Genomic DNA, 17,414 nt, shown 5'->3' with positions numbered 1-17,414 from the left:
TTGGCCCGTCAGATAAGGAACATTCATGTTACGGTACGCTCTCTTAACCGCCGGGCTAATGCTCGGCGCCTCCGCGTTTGCCGCCCCGGCAGGCGATCTTCCCCTGATGCCCTGGCCTGCGAAGGTCGAACGCCCGACAACCCAGGGCGCGCTGGTGCTGAGCAACAACGTTTCCGTCAGCGTCAGCGGCGACGATCTGGGTGAGGCGGTGGACCGCCTGCGCCAGCGCATCGCCCTGCAAACCGGCTGGACCCTGCAGCCGCAGGCCGACAAGCCGGAAAAGCCAACCATCCGCATCGCTATCGTCAAAAAGGTCAAGCCGCAGCCGCTGCCGGACAGCGACGAAAGCTACAGGCTGACGGTGGATGCCAGTGGCGTAACTATCTCCGCCAACACCCGCTTCGGCGCGCTGCGCGCCATGGAAACGCTGCTCCAGCTCATTCAGAACGGGGCGGAAAACACCTCGCTGCCGTGGGTCACGATTGAAGATTCCCCGCGCTTCCCGTGGCGCGGGCTGCTGCTTGATTCGGCGCGCCACTTCATCCCGCTCCCGGATATCAAACGCCAGATTGACGGCATGGCGGCGGCCAAGCTTAACGTTCTGCACTGGCATCTGACCGACGATCAGGGCTGGCGCTTCAGTTCGAAGCGTTACCCTAAGCTGACCCAGCTTGCCAGCGACGGGCTGTTCTACACGCCGGAACAGATGCGCGAGGTGGTGCGTTACGCTACCGTGCGCGGCATCCGCGTGGTGCCGGAGATCGACATGCCGGGCCACGCCTCGGCGATTGCCGTGGCATACCCGGAGCTGATGAGCGCGCCGGGGCCGTACGAAATGGAGCGCCACTGGGGCGTGCTGAAGCCGGTGCTGGATCCCACCAAAGCGGCAACCTACGCCTTTGCCGACGCGATGGTCAGCGAGCTGGCGGCGATCTTCCCGGATCCGTATCTGCACATCGGCGGCGATGAGGTCGACGACAGCCAGTGGAAAGCGAATCCGGCCATTCAGCAGTTCATGCGCGATAACAGGCTGGCGGACAGCCACGCGCTGCAGGCTCACTTTAACCGCAGGCTGGAGACGATCCTCGAGAAGCATCACCGGCAGATGGTCGGCTGGGATGAGATCTACCATCCTGACCTGCCGAAAAGCATTCTGATCCAGTCCTGGCAGGGGCAGGACGCGCTGGGGCAGGTGGCGCAGAACGGCTACAGGGGCATTCTCTCAACGGGCTTCTATCTCGACCAGCCTCAGTCCACCGCCTATCACTATCGCAATGAAATTGTCCCGCAGGGGCTGAACGGCGTGGATGTGATAGCCGACACCGACAGCGTTCAGAGCTGGGCCTTCTCCATGCCGCGGCTGAAGGGCAAGCCGGTAGAGGGCAGCTTCACGCTGGTGAAAGGGGAGTCGGGGTGGCGCGGGTTTATCGATTTTGCCGGGAAGTCGCGTCGCGCGGTGCAGGATATCGAATGGCGTGATGACAACCAGGTGACGTTTACCGTCGACACCTGGATGGGCGAAACGCGCCCGGTCGTCTCCGTTGAGAACGATAAGCTGAGCGGCTATTTCCTGGTGGGCAATGCCCGCTACCCGATTAGCGGCACGCGCCTGAGCGAGGTGCCAAAAGGCATCCCGCCGGTGGTGCCGGACGTGGCGAATGAGGCCAACCTGCTCGGCGGTGAAGCCGCGCTGTGGGCAGAAAACGTGGTCGCGCCGGTGCTGGATATCCGCCTGTGGCCGCGCGCCTTTGCGGTGGCGGAGCGGCTATGGTCGGCGAAGGACGTAAACGACGTCGACAACATGTATACCCGCCTGCAGGCGATGGACAGCTGGTCGACGGTATCGGTCGGGCTGCAGCAGCATACCCAGCAGCAGGTGCAGTTCACGCGCCTGGCCAATAACGCCGATACGCTGCCGCTGCAAATCCTCGCCCAGTCGCTTGAGCCGGCCCAGTATTACACCCGCCAGCACCTCAAATTCCAGGCCGGAAACTACCATCAGTTTGAACCGCTAAACAGGCTCGCCGATGCGCTGAACGCCGAAAGCGCCACCGTGCGTCAGATGAGCAAATGGGCGGACCGTCTGGTGAGCGACGCGGAAGACACGGAAAGCGCCGACGCGCTGCGCCACGTGTTTAACCGCTGGCAGAACAACACCAGCGACGCGCTGGCGTTAAGCGAAAACAGCTATCAGCTGAAGGCGATCAAGCCGGTGATTCAGGAGGTGGACAAGCTGGCGTCGATTGGCCTGAGGCTCACCGATCTGGTGGCGCGTCAGGGGACGCTGGACGATAAGGAGATCGCGTCGATTCAGAGCGAGCTGGATAACGCGGCGAAGATTCAGGATGAGGTAGTGATTGCGGCGGTGTATCCGCTGGAGACGCTGCTCAGAGCGACGCGGAATCAGTAGTAAAGAACCCCCTCACCCCAACCCCTCTCCCCAAAGGGGCGAGGGGCTCTATCGTTCCCCTCTCACCGATGAAGAGAAGGCTCGATCGGTTCCCTCTCCCCTTTGGGGAGAGGGTTAGGGTGAGGGGCTCAGACGACTCAGTGCTTAATAACCCACGCCTCTTTCCAGTGTGAACCTGTGCCCGGCTCAAACTGGGTCGCATACTTGCTCCACTGCACGCAGTAGCCGCTGTACGGGAATGGCTTACATTCGTAGGTCTTACCGTCTTTAGGCTGCAGCACCACGGTACCCGCTTTGTAGGACGCGATATTATCCGGGAAGATAAAGTCGTGCTGGCCGCCGGTGTCCGCCGCGGCATCGCTTTCCAGCATCAGGTTCAGTACGTCCTGCGCAAACAGGGTGCCGTCTTTATTGGTGGCGTAGTACTTCAGCATGTGGTGACCCGCTTCAACGCCGGTCAGCGTCATGGTGACGTCCTGATTGGCGTTGTTCATCTCCTGCTTCAGATACCCTTTTTCCGCGCCGTGATGGTTCATGACGTGGGCTTCGAAATCGACGTTGCCGTGGGTATTCACGTGGAAGGTCACGGTCGCGCTGCCGTTCTCGATTTTGCTGTAGTGCAAGTCGGTAACGGCGATGGTTTCATTGACGTCCGCCTTCTGCTCTTCGTATGAAATCGCAACGGATTGCAGGGTGCTGCCATCTTTGACGAATACGCTGTTCGCGCCGTGAACCGGGCTAATTTCGCCCGCTTCATCCTTCACCCCGACGCGGATATCGCCGTGAGCGGTGTTAATTTTCTGCGCCAGATCGTAAGACCACTGGTTGGCATCACCCTGAGCGGCAGTGGCAATCGTCAGTTCGGTGCGCAGGGAAGTCACTTCACCGTGCGCGTCGAAGAAGCGGGCAATGACCTTATCGCCGACGTTCAGGTTATTACCCGCAATCTGGCCGCTGAGCGTTTTGCTCCACTCAGATTCGATACCTGTATTTTCATCCGGCGTTACGTTGCCTCCGTTACCGAAATCAACGTCAATGGCCTGGTAGAAACTATTAGACGTATCCGCAATTTCCCAGACGCCATAAATAACCTGATAGCCGGTACGTGACGGCACATTACATTTCATCGCCTGACGCATTGCTGGCGCCTGGCCATTTCCATTAATGGTACAGAACGGCGTTAATTCAAACTGAGCGCGGGTCAGGGGCTTATTTGGATCCCAGTTTTGTTTGGTAATGTAATAACGCCAGTTGGTGGTTTTGTGCGGCGCGGTGTGATACCAGACAAACTCATGCGGGCCCGCGGTTATAGGGTTTTTCGTCCATGCGTTCAGGCTCTGCTTATCCAGCTGGGAGTAATTGGCAATCCCCGCGCTGGCAAGCTGGCCGTCAGGCGGCATCGCCCCTGTCGGGAAACCGGAGCTTTTCTCCACGCTCTGCGGTTCGTACTGTACGGAACCGCAGTCAATATTTTGACCGAGCTTACACATATAAGCGCGGCTGGCGGGTGATTCAATATATCCATGCGCGAGTGCGGAAGAGGCGACGGTTAATGTTGCGATCGCCAACGCAATTTTTGAAATTTTCATTCTTAGTCCATTTAAAAGAAGATAACAAAGCAATTGCAGTTTATTAATGGACCGCGTATGGCGTCATTGAATGTCGAGAGTAAAAATAGCCAAAATAATAAAGGGCAGCCTGAGCTACCCTTTATTTATTGAAATGAATTAACGACGTACGGCGATCGCTTCAATTTCAATTTTCACGTCTTTTGGCAGACGGGCGACTTCCACGCAGGAGCGCGCCGGGAAGGTGGCGTTATGTTCGGTGAAGAACGCTTCGTAGGTAGCGTTAACGGTGGCGAAATCGTTCAGATCTTTTACGAAAACGGTGGTTTTGACGATATCGCCCACCTTCAGGCCGGCGGATTCAACGATCGCCTGCACGTTTTCCAGCGACTGACGCGCCTGCGCCGCCACGTCTGCCGGCACTTCACCGGTTTTTGGATTCACCGGGATCTGGCCAGAAGTGATGATCATGCTGCCCAGATCAACGCCCTGAACGTAAGGGCCGATGGCCGCTGGTGCATTTTCCGTCGCGAGTACTTTGCTCATTTTTTCTCCAGAATTACAGCGTTAAGAATGTTCCCGGCCATTATAACAGCCGGGATTTCATTACCAACCTCAATTAGTTGGCCAGCACCACATAATGAGAAAACTCTTTTTCGCAGTATTTGCATTTGAGCGCAATGTCATCGGCGCGTTTTTTCACTGCAAAACTGGAGGAAACCGGCTCGGCGTGGCTAATGCAGTTGCTGTTCGGGCAGACCAGCACGCTCTCAATGCGTTCCGGCAGGCTCGGACGGGATTTACCCACCACGTCGTAATCGTCGATGCGGTTAACCGTCGCGTCCGGCGCGTACAGCGACAGCTGGTTAACCTGCTCGTCGGTCAGGAAGGTATTCTCGATTTTGATCAGATCCTTACGGCCCATTTCACCGGACGGCAGGTTCAGGCCGATGGTGATGCGCTGGTCGGTTTCGGTCAGCTTGAACAGCGTCAGCAGCTTAAAGCCCACCTGCGCAGGGATGTGGTCAATCACGGTGCCGCGCTTGATGGCTTCAACCTGGAGTTTGTTATCGTGTGTCATGGTCGTTTCCCCTTACAGAGCTAATTCGCGATTCAGAACCAGTGCCAGTAACGCCTGGCGGGCGAAGATGCCGTTCCCGGCCTGCTGGAAGTACCAGGCGTGCGGCGTTTTGTCCACGTCGGTGGCGATCTCATCGATCCGCGGCAGCGGGTGCAGCACCTTCATGTTGTCGCGCGCGCCGTCGAGGTCGCTGGCGCGCAGCACGAACTGCGCCTTCACGTTGGCGTATTCGGACGGATCCAGACGCTCTTTCTGCACGCGGGTCATGTAGAGAATATCCACGTTGCCCACCACCTCTTCGATGCTGGCGTGCAGGCTCCACTGAATGCCTTTCTCGTCCAGCATGTCGAGAATGTACTGCGGCATCGCCAGCGCGTCCGGGGCGATGAAGAAGAAGCGGTTGCCGTTAAATTTCGCCAGCGCCTGGGTCAGGGAGTGGACGGTGCGGCCATACTTCAGGTCGCCGACCATGGCGATGTTCAGGTTCTCCAGCGTGCCCTGGGTCTCCTGTATGGTGAACAGATCCAGCAGGGTCTGGGTCGGGTGCTGGTTGGCACCGTCACCGGCGTTCAGCACCGGAATGCCGCCGGAAAATTCGGTTGCCAGGCGCGCCGCGCCCTCCTGCGGGTGGCGCATCACAATCGCGTCAACGTAGGTGCCGATCACTGAAATGGTATCCGCCAGGGTCTCGCCTTTTTTGCCCAGCGACGTGTTGCTGCTGTCCGAGAAGCCCACCACGCTCGCGCCCAGGCGGTGCATGGAGGTTTCAAAGGAGAGGCGGGTGCGGGTCGAGGCTTCGAAGAAGCAGCTCGCAATCACCTTGTGCTTCAGCAGCTCCGGTTGCGGATTGGCCTTCAGTTTTGCCGCGGTTTCCAGAACCAGTTCCAGCTCTTCGCGGCTGAGGTCGTTTATGGAAATGATGTGTTTTTGATAAAGCGGATTCATGTTTATCTCCTGACGCCGGGCAAAAAAAAGCCCCTCAAATGAGGGGCTCTGGGAATAGATTACGCAACGGGAAGAAAAACGGCAGGCCAGCGTCTGATTTCAGACGCGGTAAGACGTTATGTCGTACACGCTTGACCATGCTTCCTCCCGGCAAATTGTCGGGCATTATACGCAGCTCGCTTTTCGGATCAAGCGATTTAATGCACGCTTTACTCAAAGCAAACGGTTCTTTGTGAATATTAATGCGTTCTGAGTAAATAATTAATTTGCTTATGCACCAGCGCGGTGCGCTTCACTACCCGGGGGGCGACCCAGACAATACTGCTTCCGGCCACCACGCCTAATATTTCCGGTAACTGGTGATAATCCAGAATACGCGCCACCGCGCGGCCATATCCGGCCACGGTATGGATAAGGATAAATTCGCTATTGTGCTCCACGCTTACCACCATTTCCGAGACGGTGCGCGCCGCGTCGGGGGCAGGGCGCAGCTGTGGATTCAGCGAATAAATCTTTAGCCCTTTAGCATTGCGAATTTTTATGACGCCAAGCAGCTTGAGCAGACGTGAAACGGTGGACTGGCTGATGGTCTCAAAACCATGCTCCTGCAGGTCGCGGCGGATCTCCTCCTGAGAGAGATAGCTCTTTTCCGCGATCAGACGCTGGCAGACCGTTAGCTGTAGTTGCTCTTTGGGAGAGTACTCTTCGTAATCCATCATAGTTCTCATATCAGTTCCCGAAATAACCGGTGGCACCGCACCGATCCGCAGGCCGGATACGCGCAGCGCCATCCGGCAAATCACAACAAGGCACCCAGGCTCAACGCCACCATAATCACCACCGTTAATATCCCCAGCAGCGGCGCGACCCACTTCAGATAACGCACGTAGGGCACGCGGGCGATAGCCAGCCCGCCCATCACAACGGCAGAGGTAGGAGTGACAAGGTTAACGATGCCGGACGCCGACTGGTAAGCCGTAACCACCAGGTCGCGGTTGACGTTAGCGAAATCGGCAAGGGGCGCCATGATCGGCATCGTCAGAACGGCCAGGCCGGACGAAGAAGGCACAAGAAACGACAGCACCACCTCCAGCCAGTACATCACGTTGATGAACGCCACCGTCGACAACCCGGTCACCAGCCCCTCGGCGCTGTGCAAAATGGTGTGGGTAATCATGCCCTTATCCATGATCACTACGATACCGCGCGCGATGCCGATAATCAGCGCGACGCCCAGCAAATCTCGCGCGCCGTTGATAAAGGTTGAGGTCAGCTCCTCTTCGCTCATGCGGGCGATAAGCCCCACGATGATGGCGCTGGCGAGAAACACCGCGGAGATCTCCGCCATCCACCAGCCCAGCACCGCCACGCCGTAAATCATCACCGCGAAGGCGAGAGCGAAAATCACGAGGATGATTTTGCGCACCGGGGTAAATTCCAGCGTCTGCTCGCCCCTGTTGCCGAGGAAGTGGGCGCGGTTCTCCTCCTGCTTATCCGCCACGATCGACAGCGACGGATCCTGGCGCACCTTGCGGGCGTAACGCATTACCCACGCCACGCAGATGACCCAGCCGATGACCAGCAGCGCCACGCGCAGGGCGATCCCGTTGGTGAAGGGGATCCCGGCGGCGTTGGCGGCGATCACCGTGGCGAACGGGTTGATGGTGGAGCCGAGCGTGCCGATCCCCGCGCCGAGCAGCACGGTGGAGGCCGCGACAACCGGATCGAAACGGGCGGCCAGCATTACCGGCACCAGCAGGGTGTAGAACGGCAGCGACTCCTCGGCCATGCCGTAGATCGTGCCGCCTGCGGCAAACAGCGCCATCAGGATCGGGATCATCCACTCCTCGCGGCCGCGCAGCCGGGTGGTGACGCGCTCGATCCCGGCGTCAATCGCCCCGGTTCTGGTGACGATCCCGAGAAATCCCCCGATGATCAGGATAAACAGCGCCACGTCGATGGCCCCGGCCTGGCCGGACTCCGGATCGTATAGCCCGGCAATCGGGGCCATCAGCACCGAAACCAGACCCTGCGGGTGCGCCGCCACGTGCGCGTAGGTGCCGGCAACCGGCACGTCCTTGCCGAGCGCCTCGTTCATTGCCATATGGTACTGCCCCGCCGGAACAATCCACGTCAGCGCGGCAACCACGGCAATCAGCACAAAGAGGATGGTATAAGCGGAGGGAAACTTGAACTTGCCCATGATGTTCTCCTGAAACCCGGCGCACCCAACGGCGCGCCGGGCGGTGATTAGTCGCCGAGTGTCGCCACCATGACCGCCTTAATGGTGTGCATGCGGTTCTCCGCTTCGTCGAAGACGATGGAGTTCGGTGATTCGAACACCTCTTCCGTCACCTCCAGCCCCTTCAGGCCGTAGGCCATCTCGATCTCGCGGCCCACTTTGGTGTGCTCGTTGTGAAACGCCGGCAGGCAGTGCATAAACTTGACGTTCGGGTTGCCGGTGGCCTTCATCACGCCCGCGTTGATTTGATACGGCTTCATCAGGCTGACGCGCTCGGCCCAGGCCTCCTTCGGCTCGCCCATGGAGACCCACACGTCGGTGTAGAGGAAATCGGCCCCCTTCACGCCTTCCTCCACGTCGTCGGTAAGGGTGATGCGCGCGCCGGTTTCTTTGGCGATGGCGCGGCACTGCTCGACCAGACCCGCTTCCGGCCAGAAGGATTTCGGCGCCACCAGGCGGATATCCATGCCCATCTTGGCCGCGCCGACCATCAGCGAGTTGCCCATGTTGTTCCGCGCGTCGCCGAGATAGGCAAAGCTCAGCTCCGGCAGGGCTTTGCCCGGCGCATGCTCCAGCATGGTCATCAGGTCGGCGAGTATTTGGGTGGGGTGGAACTCGTCGGTCAGGCCGTTCCACACCGGCACGCCCGCGTACTCGCCCAGCTCTTCGACGATGGCCTGGCCGTAGCCGCGGTATTCGATGCCGTCGTACATCCTGCCCAGCACGCGGGCGGTGTCTTTCATCGACTCTTTATGGCCAATCTGCGATCCGCTTGGGCCGAGGTAGGTGACCTGCGCGCCCTGATCAAACGCGCCCACTTCAAAGGCGCAGCGGGTGCGGGTGGAGGTTTTTTCAAAGATCAGGGCGATGTTTTTCCCGACCAGGGTTTGCTTCTCGCGCCCGGCTTTTTTGGCCGCCTTCAGCTCGATGGCGAGGTCGATCAGGTACTGGATCTCTGCCGGGGTGTAGTCCAGCAGCTTGAGGAAGTTGCGGTTTTTCAGGTTAATGGTCATGGGGGAATCCTTTTTAAAATTAATGTCTAAGACCTTTCCTTACCGCTCACCCTAACCCTCTCCCCAAAGGGGCGAGGGGATGGTTTGCTCCCTCTCCCCTTTGGGGAGAGGGCAGGGGTGAGGGGCGAGGTGCGAAGTAATTCAGTTACGAATCAACGTGCCTTTCTCGCCCGCGAGGATCTCCGCGCCGTCGGCCAGCGCGCCGATCCCGGCTATCCCATTGCAGGCCTCAACAAACTCGCGGCAGGCGGCGACCTTCGGCCCCATCGAGCCGGCGTCGAAGTGCATGCCCCTGAGCAGCTCCGGCGTGACCTGCGCCAGCGGGCGCTGGGTCGGTTTGCCCCAGTCGATATACACCGCGTCGGCATCGGTCAAAATCAGCAGGGCATCCGCCTCAATCTGGCGCGCCAGCAGGGCGGCGGAGAGGTCTTTGTCGATTACCGCCTCAATGCCGCGGTAGCCGTTGGCGTTTTCCACCACCGGCACGCCGCCGCCGCCGTTGCAGATCACCAGGTGGTCGCGCTGAATAAGCGCCGCGATGGCGTCGCGCTCAACGATGCGCTTCGGCTGCGGAGAGGGCACCACGCGGCGGAAGAAGCCGCCGTCGGCCTTAAACACCCAGCCTTTCTCCGCGGCCAGCGCTTTCGCCTGCGCTTCGCTGTACACCGGGCCGATGTACTTGGTCGGGTTGCTGAAGGCCGGGTCGGCGGCGTCCACCTCCACCTGCGTGAGCAGGACGCTCACCTCGCGCTGCGGCAGGTTGTTTTTCAGCGCCTGCTGGAGCATGTAGCCGATCATTCCCTGGCTTTCCGCGCCGAGAACGTCCAGCGGGTAGGGGGCGACCTTGTCGTAGGCGCTGTTCTGCAGCGCCAGCAGCCCGACCTGCGGCCCGTTGCCGTGCACCAGTACCACGCGCCACTGTTCAGTCAGCCCGGCGATGGTGCGGGCGGCCAGCTCGATGTTCTGGCGCTGGATGTCGGCTTCCAGCGGTTCGCCGCGCCTGAGCAGCGCGTTGCCGCCCAGGGCCACAACCAGAGTGGGTTTTCGTTCCATGATGGCTCCTTAAATTCCGTCGCGTTCCAGCGGGCAGCTCATGCAGCGCGCGCCGCCGCGACCGCGTCCCAGCTCGTCGCCCGGGATGGGCAGCACGGTGATACCCGCCTTGTCGTACTTCTCGTTGGTCCAGACGTTGCGCTCGTAGCCGATCACCACGCCCGGGCGAATGGTGAGCACGTTGTTGGCGTCGTTCCACTGCTCGCGCTCGGCCTCAAAGGCGTCGCCGCCGGTGGTGATCAGGCGCACCTGATTAATGCCGAGCGCCTTCTCGATGGCGTGCAGCAGGTCGGTTTCCTGGGTGCGGAGCAGGCCGCCGCGTCCGTCCGGGGTGAGCGTCCAGCACTGGGCGTCCTTGCGCACCACTTCCGGGTAGACGGAGAAGGTATCCACGTCGATGTGGGTCATCACGGTGTCGAGGTGCATGCAGGAGCGGTGCTTCGGTAGCTCAACGGCAATCACGCGCTCGGCCTGGCGGTGTTTGAACAGGCTGTTGGCGAGAAACTCCACGCCCTGCGGGGTGGTGCGTTCAGACATGCCAATTAATACCGCGCCGCGGCCAATCACTAATACGTCGCCGCCCTCTAAGGTGGCGTGGTCATAATTAATATTCTCGTCGCCGAAGTACTTAATAAAATCGCCGTCGGCAAACGCCGGGTGCCAGCGATATATTGCCCGCAGGTTATTCGTTTCACGCTGGCGGGCCGGTTTGGCCATCGGGTTAATGGAGACGCCGTTATAAATCCAGCACGAGGTATCGCGGGTAAATAAATGGTTCGGCAGCGGCTTCATAATAAAATCATTCGCCGAGTGGGTATCCACCACCATATTTTTAATGGCTGCCGGAATTTCGCCGTAGGTTAATCCGCCGCTTAATCTGCGCGCCAGTTCCCGGTGCGGCATATCCGCCAGCCAGCCGCGGACGTCGCCGGCAAAGGTTGGCCCGAGGCGGTAGTCGGAGATTTGCGTCTCCAGCAGCCAGGCCTTAGCCTCTGCAATATCAATGGTTTGTGTCAGAATGTCGGTCAACAGCAGGACTTCCACACCCTGCTCGCGCAGCGTGTTTGCGAAAATGTCATGTTCCTCACCCGCCCGCTCAACCGAGAGCACGTCGTCAAATAAAAGCTCCTGACAGTTTGATGGCGTTAAGCGCTTCAGGCTTAAATTAGGGCGGTGCAGCATAACGCTACGCAATTGACCAATTTCAGAACCGACGTAATGCTTTTCCATAATTATTCCTTTTTCTTTTTTTCAGAATAAAAAGGGCATGCGCCATGTGATGTATTTAATTCCATGGCGGCTAAGCTCAATTGATTTCGTGATTCATAGTAGGCGGTTAAATAATCCGTATTGTGATGCCGCTCACGCGAAAACGGATATTAAGAGGTTTGTTTTCATTTGCATGATTCGCATCAGATAATGATTAATTTCATATTATGGAAAGATGAATAGCTAAGCAGGATCCGCTGGCATTATTTTAGGTTGTTATTATTTTGTAGAATTAAATACTTTGAAATGCTTAGTCATGCATTTGATTTTAAACGATAAAATCATGGATAAAGAATGGTTATGCAGAAATGCCGGTTAACTATTTTTGACTTAAGAAAAATCAATAAATAAATATGGAGTTATAAAGAAAATAATCGAAGTGATAAAGTGTGATGCGGCAGCAGGTTTTGTGAATTAACGTTGTATTTCAGCTGATTATGCCGGGCACGTAAAACGCACCGAATGAGGTTATGCATAACCGCTGCATAAATGCCGGTGTGTAATTAACATAGGATTAACACATTTACCGATAAACATGCGCTCGCGCAAAACTTGCCTAAAAAGGGCTGGTGTGAACGAGACAATCCTCGTATAAAAGATGAAAATGAAACGATGTTTTACTTTGAGGATTCAACCATGATTATTGGCAACATTCATCATCTTCAGTCCTGGCTGCCGGTCGAGCTGCGTCAGGCCATTGAGCACGTTAAGGCACACGTCACCGACGCCACGCCGATCGGCAAGCACGACATCAGCGGCAACAGCCTGTTTTATCTGGTATCGGAAGACATGACCCAGCCGTTTGCCGAGCGCCGCGCGGAGTACCACGCGCGCTATCTGGACATTCAGATTGTGCTCAAAGGTCAGGAAGGGATGACGTTCAGTACGTTGCCGCACGGCACCCCGGACACCGACTGGCTGGCGGACAAAGACATCGCGTTCCTGCCGGAAGGCGAGCAGGAGAAAACCGTGGTGCTGAGCGAAGGGGATTTCGTGGTGTTCTGGCCGGGCGAGGTGCATAAGCCGCTGTGCGCGGTGGGGGCGCCTGCTAAGGTCAGGAAAGTGGTTGTTAAGATGCTGGTGGAGTAACCCTTACCCCTCACCCTAACCCTCTCCCCAAAGGGGAGAGGGGACTTTTACACCCTCTCCCCGTGGGAGAGGGCCGGGGTGAGGGCAACAGACCGCACCCTCTAATATGTGATCCAGCTTAAACTTCCCGCACTCCCTCCTCATCTCTCATTTACCTGCGCTTTTTCTGCGTCATAGTATGATCGTTAAATTAATGAACGCTGTTCTATAATGTAGAACAAAATGATTCAGCAAGGAGATCTCATGCCGCAGTCCGCGTTGTTCACGGGAATCATTCCCCCTGTCTCCACCATCTTTACCGCCGACGGCCAGCTCGATAAGCAGGGCACCGCCGCGCTGATCGACGATCTGATCGCCGCAGGCGTGGACGGCCTGTTCTTCCTGGGCAGCGGCGGCGAGTTCTCCCAGCTCAGCGCCGAAGAGCGCAAAACCATTGCCCGCTTTGCTATTGAACACGTCGATCGTCGGGTGCCGGTGCTGATCGGCACCGGCGGCACCAACGCCCGGGAAACCATTGCGCTGAGCCAGCACGCCCAGCAGGCGGGGGCGGACGGTATCGTGGTGATCAACCCCTACTACTGGAAGGTGTCTGAAGCGAACCTGATCCGCTACTTCGAGCAGGTGGCCGACAGCGTCACGCTGCCGGTGATGCTCTATAACTTCCCGGCGCTGACCGGGCAGGATCTGACCCCGGCGCTGGTGAAAGCCCTCGCCGACTCGCGCAGCAACATTATCGGCATCAAAGACACCATCGACTCCGTCGCCCACCTGCGCAGCATGATCCACACCGTCAAAGCCGCCCATCCGCACTTCACCGTGCTGTGCGGCTACGACGATCATCTGTTTAATACCCTGCTGCTCGGCGGCGACGGGGCGATTTCGGCCAGCGGCAACTTTGCCCCGCAGGTGTCGGTGAATCTTCTGAAAGCCTGGCGGGATAAAGACGTGGCGAAAGCGGCTGAGTATCATCAGACCTTACTGCAAATACCGCAGATGTATCAGCTGGATACGCCGTTTGTGAACGTCATTAAAGAGGCGATAGTGCTTTGCGGCCGCCCGGTTTCTACCCACGTGCTGCCGCCCGCCTCCGCGCTGGACGAGCCGCGTAAGGCGCAGCTGAAAACCCTGCTGCAACAGCTCAAGCTCTGCTGAGCCGGACGATAACCATGACCATCGAGAACATTTACACCCCGCAGGACGATGCGTTTTATGCGGTGATCACCCACGCGGCGGGGCCGCAGGGCGCGCTGCCGCTGACCCCGCAGATGCTGATGGAATCCCCCAGCGGCAACCTGTTCGGCATGACCCAGAACGCCGGGATGGGCTGGGACGCCAACAAGCTGACCGGCAAAGAGGTGCTGATTATCGGCACCCAGGGCGGCATCCGCGCCGGAGACGGACGCCCGGTTGCGCTGGGCTACCACACCGGGCACTGGGAGATCGGCATGCAGATGCAGGCGGCGGCGAAGGAGATCACGCGCAACGGCGGGATCCCGTTTGCGGCTTTTGTCAGCGATCCGTGCGACGGTCGCTCGCAGGGCACGCACGGCATGTTTGATTCCCTGCCGTACCGCAACGACGCGGCGATCGTGTTTCGCCGCCTGATCCGCTCCCTGCCGACGCGCCGGGCGGTGATCGGCGTGGCGACCTGCGATAAAGGACTGCCCGCCACCATGATTGCCCTGGCCGCGATGCACGATCTGCCGACCATTCTGGTGCCGGGCGGGGCGACGCTGCCGCCGACCGTGGGGGAAGACGCGGGCAAGGTGCAGACCATCGGCGCGCGCTTCGCCAACCACGAACTCTCCCTGCAGGAGGCCGCCGAGCTGGGCTGTCGCGCCTGCGCGTCGCCGGGCGGCGGATGTCAGTTCCTCGGCACGGCGGGCACCTCGCAGGTGGTGGCGGAGGCGCTGGGCCTGGCGCTGCCGCACTCCGCGCTGGCGCCGTCCGGGCAGGCGGTGTGGCTGGAGATCGCCCGCCAGTCGGCGCGGGCGGTGAGCGAGCTGGATAACCGCGGCATCGCCACGCGCGATATCCTCACCGACAAAGCCATCGAAAACGCGATGGCGATCCACGCGGCGTTCGGCGGCTCCACCAATCTACTGCTGCACATCCCGGCCATCGCCCACGCGGCGGGCTGCACTATTCCGGACGTTGAGCACTGGACGCGCGTCAACCGCAGGGTGCCGCGCCTGGTGAGCGTGCTGCCCAACGGCCCGGACTATCATCCGACCGTGCGCGCGTTCCTCGCGGGCGGCGTGCCGGAGGTGATGCTCCACCTGCGCGATCTCGGCCTGCTGCATCTTGATGCAATGACCGTCACCGGCCAGACGGTCGGCGAGAACCTCGACTGGTGGCAGGCATCCGAGCGCCGGGCGCGCTTCCGCCAGTGCCTGCACGAGCAGGACGGCGTGGATCCGGACGACGTGATCCTCCCGCCCGAGAAGGCAAAAGCGAGAGGGCTGACCTCGACGGTCTGCTTCCCGACGGGCAACATCGCGCCGGAAGGATCGGTGATCAAGGCCACGGCGATCGACCCGTCGGTGGTGGGCGAAGATGGCGTTTACCGCCACACCGGCCGGGTGCGGGTGTTTGTCTCGGAAGCGCAGGCGATCAAGGCCATCAAGCGGGAAGAGATTAAGCAGGGCGATATCATGGTGGTGATCGGCGGCGGGCCGTCCGGCACCGGCATGGAAGAGACCTACCAGCTCACCTCGGCGCTGAAGCATATCTCGTGGGGCAAGACGGTGTCGTTAATCACCGATGCGCGCTTCTCGGGCGTGTCGACGGGCGCCTGCTTCGGCCACGTCTCCCCGGAGGCGCTGGCGGGCGGGCCGATTGGCAAGCTGCGCGATAACGACATCATTGAGATTGCCGTGGATCGCCTGACGTTAACGGGCTGCGTCAACTTTATCGGTACCGCGGAAAACCCGCTGACGCCGGAAGAGGGCGCGCGCGAGCTGGCAGTGCGGCAGACGCACCCGGACCTGCACGCTCACGATTTTTTGCCGGACGATACCCGCCTGTGGGCGGCGCTGCAGTCGGTGAGCGGCGGCACCTGGAAAGGCTGTATTTATGACACCGACAAAATCATTGAGGTAATTAACGCCGGTAAAAAAGCGCTCGGCATTTAATTATTTTTTGAGATAAACCCGTCTGCGGAAAATATTCCGCGGGCGGCTTTTTTGTTTCTGTTATTTTCCAATATAAACAATAATTTGCGATATATCGTTGGCGTCACAAAAGCAAAATAACGTAATTCATAAATAAGATATGACCATTGCTGGTTAATTGAACAGCTCATTACACTCCTCCTACACGATGTTGTAATTCAGCACACTACATAAGGGTGTAATTCTGATGACGCAATTAACCATGAAGGACAAAATTGGCTACGGGCTGGGTGACACCGCCTGCGGCTTCGTCTGGCAGGCCACGATGTTCCTGCTGGCCTACTTTTATACCGACGTGTTTGGCCTGTCGGCGGGCATTATGGGCACGCTGTTTTTGGTCTCCCGCGTGCTTGACGCCGTGACCGACCCGCTGATGGGGCTGCTGGTGGACCGCACCCGCACGCGGCACGGCCAGTTCCGCCCGTTCCTGCTGTGGGGCGCCATCCCGTTCGGCATCGTCTGCGTGCTGACCTTCTACACGCCGGACTTCTCCGCGCAGGGCAAAATCATCTACGCCTGCGTGACCTACATTCTCCTGACCCTGGTCTACACCTTCGTTAACGTCCCGTACTGCGCCATGCCGGGCGTCATTACCGCCGACCCGAAAGAGCGTCACGCCCTGCAGTCCTGGCGCTTCTTCCTGGCGGCGGCGGGCTCGCTCGCCATCAGCGGCATCGCGCTGCCGCTGGTGAGCATCATCGGCAAAGGGAACGAGCAGGTGGGCTATTTCGGCGCCATGTGCGTGCTGGGGCTGAGCGGCGTGGTGCTGCTCTACGTCTGCTTCTTTACCACCAAAGAACGCTACACCTTTGAGGTGCAGCCGGGCTCGTCGGTGGCGAAAGACCTTAAGCTGCTGCTGGGCAACGGCCAGTGGCGGATCATGTGCGCGTTCAAGATGATGGCGACCTGCTCCAACGTGGTGCGCGGCGGGGCCACGCTCTACTTCGTGAAATACGTGATGGATCACCCGGAGATGGCGACCCAGTTCTTACTCTACGGTAGCCTCGCCACCATGTTCGGCTCGCTCTGCTCCTCCCGTCTGCTGGGGCGCTTCGACCGCGTTACCGCCTTCAAGTGGATCATCGTCGCCTACTCGCTGATCAGCCTGCTTATTTTCGTCACCCCGGCGGAGCACATCGCGCTGATTTTCGCCCTCAACATCCTGTTCCTGTTTGTCTTTAACACCACCACGCCGCTGCAGTGGCTGATGGCCTCTGACGTGGTGGACTACGAGGAGAGCCGCAGTGGGCGCCGCCTCGACGGGCTGGTGTTCTCCACCTACCTGTTCAGCCTGAAGATTGGCCTGGCGATTGGCGGGGCGGTGGTGGGCTGGATCCTCGCGTACGTCAACTACTCCGCCAGCAGCAGCGTGCAGCCGGTCGAGGTGCTCACCACCATCAAAATTCTGTTCTGCGTGGTGCCGGTGGTGCTCTACGCGGGCATGTTCATCATGCTGTCGTTCTATAAGCTCACCGATGCCCGCGTGGAGGCCATCAGCCAGCAGCTGATCAGGCACCGCGCGGCGCAGGGCGAGGCCGTTCCCGACGCTGCGACAGCCGCATCCCATTAAC

15 protein-coding genes and 1 pseudogene are annotated in these 17,414 nt (G+C 59.3%); 6 read left to right on the top strand and 10 right to left on the bottom strand.

Translation table 11 applies throughout. The annotated features are described in order from the left end of the window. Positions 1–25 precede the first annotated feature (25 nt). Positions 26–2,410, top strand: a complete 2,385-nt coding sequence (locus IM304_RS06975) for a beta-N-acetylhexosaminidase (protein WP_193354850.1) — start codon at positions 26–28, stop codon at positions 2,408–2,410. Positions 2,411–2,547: 137 nt separating this feature from the next. Here IM304_RS06975 and gbpA read toward each other — a convergent pair whose 3' ends face one another. The 5 genes from gbpA to IM304_RS06950 all read right to left on the bottom strand — a co-directional run bounded on the left by gbpA (position 2,548) and on the right by IM304_RS06950 (position 6,143). Further along, positions 2,548–3,999, bottom strand: coding sequence for an N-acetylglucosamine-binding protein GbpA (gene gbpA / locus IM304_RS06970; RefSeq protein ID WP_193354849.1), 1,452 nt, complete (start codon positions 3,997–3,999; stop codon positions 2,548–2,550). Between the two features lie 138 nt (positions 4,000–4,137). Then, on the bottom strand, positions 4,138–4,524 hold the full coding sequence (gene ridA / locus IM304_RS06965; protein WP_003863373.1) for a 2-iminobutanoate/2-iminopropanoate deaminase: 387 nt from the start codon (positions 4,522–4,524) through the stop codon (positions 4,138–4,140). 73 nt (positions 4,525–4,597) lie between these two features. Beyond that, positions 4,598–5,059 (bottom strand): aspartate carbamoyltransferase regulatory subunit, encoded by a 462-nt coding sequence (gene pyrI, locus IM304_RS06960; RefSeq protein WP_014830457.1) that lies wholly within the window; start codon positions 5,057–5,059, stop codon positions 4,598–4,600. A gap of 12 nt (positions 5,060–5,071) precedes the next feature. Beyond that, on the bottom strand, positions 5,072–6,004 hold the full coding sequence (gene pyrB / locus IM304_RS06955; RefSeq protein ID WP_148422660.1) for an aspartate carbamoyltransferase: 933 nt from the start codon (positions 6,002–6,004) through the stop codon (positions 5,072–5,074). Positions 6,005–6,038: 34 nt separating this feature from the next. Then, entirely contained in the window at positions 6,039–6,143 is a 105-nt protein-coding gene (locus IM304_RS06950) for a pyrBI operon leader peptide (RefSeq protein WP_176608854.1), read from the bottom strand. Between IM304_RS06950 and IM304_RS06945 the strand changes: the two are divergent. Next, positions 6,123–6,240: pseudogene (locus IM304_RS06945) on the top strand (hypothetical protein). The gene IM304_RS06950 and the pseudogene IM304_RS06945 overlap by 21 nt on opposite strands. Before the next feature lie 3 nt (positions 6,241–6,243). Here the strand turns inward: IM304_RS06945 and IM304_RS06940 are convergent. From IM304_RS06940 to arcA, 5 genes are all read right to left on the bottom strand, one after another. Further along, positions 6,244–6,723: an arginine repressor gene (locus IM304_RS06940; RefSeq protein ID WP_042322591.1), complete on the bottom strand. Its 480-nt coding sequence runs from the start codon at positions 6,721–6,723 to the stop codon at positions 6,244–6,246. A gap of 80 nt (positions 6,724–6,803) precedes the next feature. Then, positions 6,804–8,207: a YfcC family protein gene (locus IM304_RS06935; protein WP_193354848.1), complete on the bottom strand. Its 1,404-nt coding sequence runs from the start codon at positions 8,205–8,207 to the stop codon at positions 6,804–6,806. Positions 8,208–8,254: 47 nt separating this feature from the next. After that, positions 8,255–9,259 carry an ornithine carbamoyltransferase gene (argF, locus tag IM304_RS06930; RefSeq protein ID WP_193354847.1) on the bottom strand — a complete coding sequence of 335 codons (1,005 nt, stop codon included), beginning with the start codon at positions 9,257–9,259 and terminating at the stop codon, positions 8,255–8,257. Between the two features lie 141 nt (positions 9,260–9,400). Next, positions 9,401–10,312: a carbamate kinase gene (arcC, locus tag IM304_RS06925; protein WP_193354846.1), complete on the bottom strand. Its 912-nt coding sequence runs from the start codon at positions 10,310–10,312 to the stop codon at positions 9,401–9,403. A gap of 9 nt (positions 10,313–10,321) precedes the next feature. Beyond that, a complete protein-coding gene (gene arcA / locus IM304_RS06920) occupies positions 10,322–11,542 on the bottom strand; it encodes an arginine deiminase (protein WP_193354845.1) in 1,221 nt (406 codons plus the stop codon). A 675-nt stretch (positions 11,543–12,217) separates the two neighbouring features. On the opposite strand from arcA, the gene IM304_RS06915 reads away from it, so the two are divergent. From IM304_RS06915 to IM304_RS06900, 4 genes are all read left to right on the top strand, one after another. Further along, on the top strand, positions 12,218–12,670 hold the full coding sequence (locus IM304_RS06915; RefSeq protein WP_176608849.1) for a YhcH/YjgK/YiaL family protein: 453 nt from the start codon (positions 12,218–12,220) through the stop codon (positions 12,668–12,670). Between the two features lie 243 nt (positions 12,671–12,913). After that, on the top strand, positions 12,914–13,822 hold the full coding sequence (gene yagE / locus IM304_RS06910) for a 2-keto-3-deoxygluconate aldolase (protein ID WP_193354844.1): 909 nt from the start codon (positions 12,914–12,916) through the stop codon (positions 13,820–13,822). Between the two features lie 14 nt (positions 13,823–13,836). Next, positions 13,837–15,804 (top strand): xylonate dehydratase YagF, encoded by a 1,968-nt coding sequence (gene yagF, locus IM304_RS06905; protein WP_193354843.1) that lies wholly within the window; start codon positions 13,837–13,839, stop codon positions 15,802–15,804. Positions 15,805–16,030: 226 nt separating this feature from the next. Further along, a complete protein-coding gene (locus tag IM304_RS06900; protein WP_193354842.1) occupies positions 16,031–17,413 on the top strand; it encodes an MFS transporter in 1,383 nt (460 codons plus the stop codon). Position 17,414 lies beyond the last annotated feature (1 nt).

Source organism: Enterobacter cloacae complex sp. P40C2, from assembly GCF_014930695.1.
GTDB classification, from domain to species: domain Bacteria; phylum Pseudomonadota; class Gammaproteobacteria; order Enterobacterales; family Enterobacteriaceae; genus Enterobacter; species Enterobacter pasteurii.
The sequence above is the reverse complement of the archived record's forward strand: the minus strand, read 5'-3'. Positions and strand labels throughout refer to the sequence as shown.

What these genes read in the sequence shown, in the direction of transcription:
- IM304_RS06975 (WP_193354850.1), top strand. Translation starts at nt 26, where the DNA reads ATGTTACGGTACGCTCTCTTAACCGCCGGGCTAATGCTCGGCGCCTCC.
- gbpA (WP_193354849.1), bottom strand. Translation starts at nt 3,999, where the DNA reads ATGAAAATTTCAAAAATTGCGTTGGCGATCGCAACATTAACCGTCGCC.
- ridA (WP_003863373.1), bottom strand. Translation starts at nt 4,524, where the DNA reads ATGAGCAAAGTACTCGCGACGGAAAATGCACCAGCGGCCATCGGCCCT.
- pyrI (WP_014830457.1), bottom strand. Translation starts at nt 5,059, where the DNA reads ATGACACACGATAACAAACTCCAGGTTGAAGCCATCAAGCGCGGCACC.
- pyrB (WP_148422660.1), bottom strand. Translation starts at nt 6,004, where the DNA reads ATGAATCCGCTTTATCAAAAACACATCATTTCCATAAACGACCTCAGC.
- IM304_RS06950 (WP_176608854.1), bottom strand. Translation starts at nt 6,143, where the DNA reads ATGGTCAAGCGTGTACGACATAACGTCTTACCGCGTCTGAAATCAGAC.
- IM304_RS06940 (WP_042322591.1), bottom strand. Translation starts at nt 6,723, where the DNA reads ATGATGGATTACGAAGAGTACTCTCCCAAAGAGCAACTACAGCTAACG.
- IM304_RS06935 (WP_193354848.1), bottom strand. Translation starts at nt 8,207, where the DNA reads ATGGGCAAGTTCAAGTTTCCCTCCGCTTATACCATCCTCTTTGTGCTG.
- argF (WP_193354847.1), bottom strand. Translation starts at nt 9,259, where the DNA reads ATGACCATTAACCTGAAAAACCGCAACTTCCTCAAGCTGCTGGACTAC.
- arcC (WP_193354846.1), bottom strand. Translation starts at nt 10,312, where the DNA reads ATGGAACGAAAACCCACTCTGGTTGTGGCCCTGGGCGGCAACGCGCTG.
- arcA (WP_193354845.1), bottom strand. Translation starts at nt 11,542, where the DNA reads ATGGAAAAGCATTACGTCGGTTCTGAAATTGGTCAATTGCGTAGCGTT.
- IM304_RS06915 (WP_176608849.1), top strand. Translation starts at nt 12,218, where the DNA reads ATGATTATTGGCAACATTCATCATCTTCAGTCCTGGCTGCCGGTCGAG.
- yagE (WP_193354844.1), top strand. Translation starts at nt 12,914, where the DNA reads ATGCCGCAGTCCGCGTTGTTCACGGGAATCATTCCCCCTGTCTCCACC.
- yagF (WP_193354843.1), top strand. Translation starts at nt 13,837, where the DNA reads ATGACCATCGAGAACATTTACACCCCGCAGGACGATGCGTTTTATGCG.
- IM304_RS06900 (WP_193354842.1), top strand. Translation starts at nt 16,031, where the DNA reads ATGACGCAATTAACCATGAAGGACAAAATTGGCTACGGGCTGGGTGAC.